This window comes from Sphingomonas oligophenolica (genome assembly GCF_039522915.1).
GTDB classification, from domain to species: Bacteria; Pseudomonadota; Alphaproteobacteria; order Sphingomonadales; family Sphingomonadaceae; genus Sphingomonas; species Sphingomonas oligophenolica.
This window is the reverse complement of the sequence record NZ_BAAAEH010000078.1, coordinates 1-2,373: the sequence shown is the minus strand read 5'-3', so window position 1 is coordinate 2,373 and position 2,373 is coordinate 1. Positions and strand designations below refer to the sequence as shown.

The following is a 2,373-nucleotide window of genomic DNA, read 5'->3' as shown; positions in this document are numbered from 1 at the left end:
GACCTTCCCCCTGACTGCCTGGTCGGGGGACACTGGAGTGATCGACATGGCTTTATTGAGCGTTATCCGGCGCTGGCATTTTCGTGATGAGATGCCGATCCGGGAGATCGAGCGTCGCACGGGCTTGTCGCGCAACACGATCCGCAAGTACCTGCGTGGCGGGACGGTTGAGCCCGGGTTCAAGGTTCCCGATCGGCCGAGCAAGCTCGATCCATTTGCAGAGAAGCTGTCGAGTTGGCTGCGGACCGAGGTGGCCAAGTCGCGCAAGCAGCGACGCACGGCCAAGCAGATGCACGCCGACCTCGTGGTGCTCGGCTTCGACGGCTCGTATAACCGCGTGGCCGCCTTCGTCAGGGCGTGGAAGGCCGAGCGGCAGCGCGAGGCGCAGACCAGCGGGCGCGGTACGTTCGTGCCGCTGGTGTTCGCCGCGGGCGAGGCGTTCCAGTTCGACTGGAGCGAGGACTGGGCGATGCTGGGCGGCCGGCAGACCAAGCTGCAGGTGGCGCATACCAAGCTCTCTCACAGTCGTGCCTTCTCCGTCCGGGCCTATCCGCTCCAGACCCACGAGATGCTGTTCGACGCGCTGACCCAGGCGTTCCGCGTGCTGGGGGGCGTGCCGCGGCGGGGGATCTTCGACAACATGCGCACGGCGGTCGACCGGATCGGTACGGGCAAAGCCCGACAGGTCAACGCGCGGTTCGCGGCGATGGCGAGCCATTACTTGTTCGAGCCCGAGTTCTGCAATCCGGCCTCAGGGTGGGAGAAAGGGCAGGTGGAGAAGAACGTCCAGGATGCTCGGCGGCGGTTGTGGCAGCCGATGCCCAGCTTCCCCGATCTCGACGCGCTCAACGCCTGGCTTGAAGCACAGTGCATCGCGCAATGGGCGCAGATCGAGCACAGCGTGCTGCCCGGCACCGTCGCCGATGTCCACGCCACCGAGCTCGCAAGTCTGATGCCGCCGGGTCGGCCGTTCGACGGCTTCGTCGAGCACACCAAGCGGGTATCACCCACCTGCCTCGTGCACTTCGAGCGCACGCGCTACAGCGTGCCGGCATCGTTCGCCAACCGCCCGGTCAGCTTGCGGATTTACCCGACGCGGATCGTGATCGCCGCCGAGGGTCAGATCTTGTGCGAGCACAGCCGGATTATCAATCGATCCCATCACACCGGCGGGCGGACGGTCTATGACTGGCGGCATTATCTGGCGGTGATCCAGCGCAAGCCGGGAGCCTTGCGCAATGGTGCCCCGTTCGCCGAGATGCCCGTGGCCTTCAGGCAGTTGCAAAGTCAGATTCTGCGCCGCCCTGGCGGAGACAGGGAAATGGCCGAGATCCTCGCCCTCGTTCTCCAGCATGATGAGCAGGTCGTGCTATGCGCGGTCGAACTGGCTTTGGAAGCAGGCGTTGCCACCAAGACTCATGTTCTCAATGTCTTACATCGCCTGATCGACGGGAAGGCTCCTCCGGCTTCCCCGATCGATGCGCCCCAGGCGCTGCGCCTGGCGCAGGAGCCACTCGCCAATGTCGGGCGATATGATGCCCTTCGCGATGGAGGGCTGCGCCCATGTTGAGAACTGGGCGTCATGATCCCGCCAGCGCCGCCGTGGTGGTCATGCTCAAGGCGCTGAAGATGTATGGAATGGCCCAGGCCGTCGGCGATCTCATCGAGCAAGGCGCGCCCGCGTTCGACGCGGCCGTGCCGATCCTCTCCCAGCTCCTCAAAGCCGAGATGGCCGAGCGGGAAGTCCGGTCGATCGCCTACCAGATCAAGGCTGCCCGCTTCCCTGCCTATAAAGACCTGGCCGGGTTCGACTTTGCTGCCAGCGAGGTAAACGAAGCCATGGTCCGACAACTCCACCGCGGCGAGTTCATCGATGGCGCCGACAATGTCGTGCTGATCGGCGGACCCGGCACCGGCAAGAGCCATATCGCGACAGCGCTCGGTGTTCAGGCGGCCGAGCACCACCGCAAGAAGGTGCGGTTCTTCGCCACCGTGGATCTGGTCAATGCGCTCGAGCAAGAAAAGGCCGCGAACAAGGCCGGCCAGCTTGCCGATCGGTTGCTCCGCCTCGATCTCATCATCCTCGATGAGCTCGGATATCTGCCGTTCAGCCCCTCGGGCGGTGCACTGCTGTTCCACCTGTTGAGCAAACTCTACGAGCGCACCAGTGTCGTCATCACCACCAATCTCAGCTTCAGCGAATGGGCCGAGGTGTTCGGTGATGCCAAGATGACCACCGCGCTGCTCGACCGGCTCACGCATCATTGCCACATACTGGAGACCGGCAACGACAGCTTCCGGTTCAGGGCCAGCGCAGCGGCACCCAAACCACGAAAGGAAAAATCCACCACTTGACCCAACCCCGCACTGCGG

The 2,373-nt window shown here is 64.2% G+C and carries 2 protein-coding genes; both read left to right on the top strand.

Annotated elements, in window-relative coordinates:
- Window positions 1-46 precede the first annotated feature (46 nt).
- Entirely contained in the window at window positions 47-1,570 is a 1,524-nt protein-coding gene (istA, locus tag ABD050_RS28965) for an IS21 family transposase (protein ID WP_343893061.1), read from the top strand.
- Complete coding sequence (gene istB, locus ABD050_RS28960) at window positions 1,564-2,355, top strand: IS21-like element helper ATPase IstB (RefSeq protein WP_343893060.1); 792 nt, start codon at window positions 1,564-1,566, stop codon at window positions 2,353-2,355. The genes istA and istB overlap by 7 nt, the downstream gene beginning before the upstream one ends.
- Window positions 2,356-2,373: the final 18 nt, after the last annotated feature.

Coding starts and splice junctions, on each gene's coding strand:
- istB (WP_343893060.1), top strand. CDS start 1,564: ATGTTGAGAACTGGGCGTCATGATCCCGCCAGCGCCGCCGTGGTGGTC.
- istA (WP_343893061.1), top strand. CDS start 47: ATGGCTTTATTGAGCGTTATCCGGCGCTGGCATTTTCGTGATGAGATG.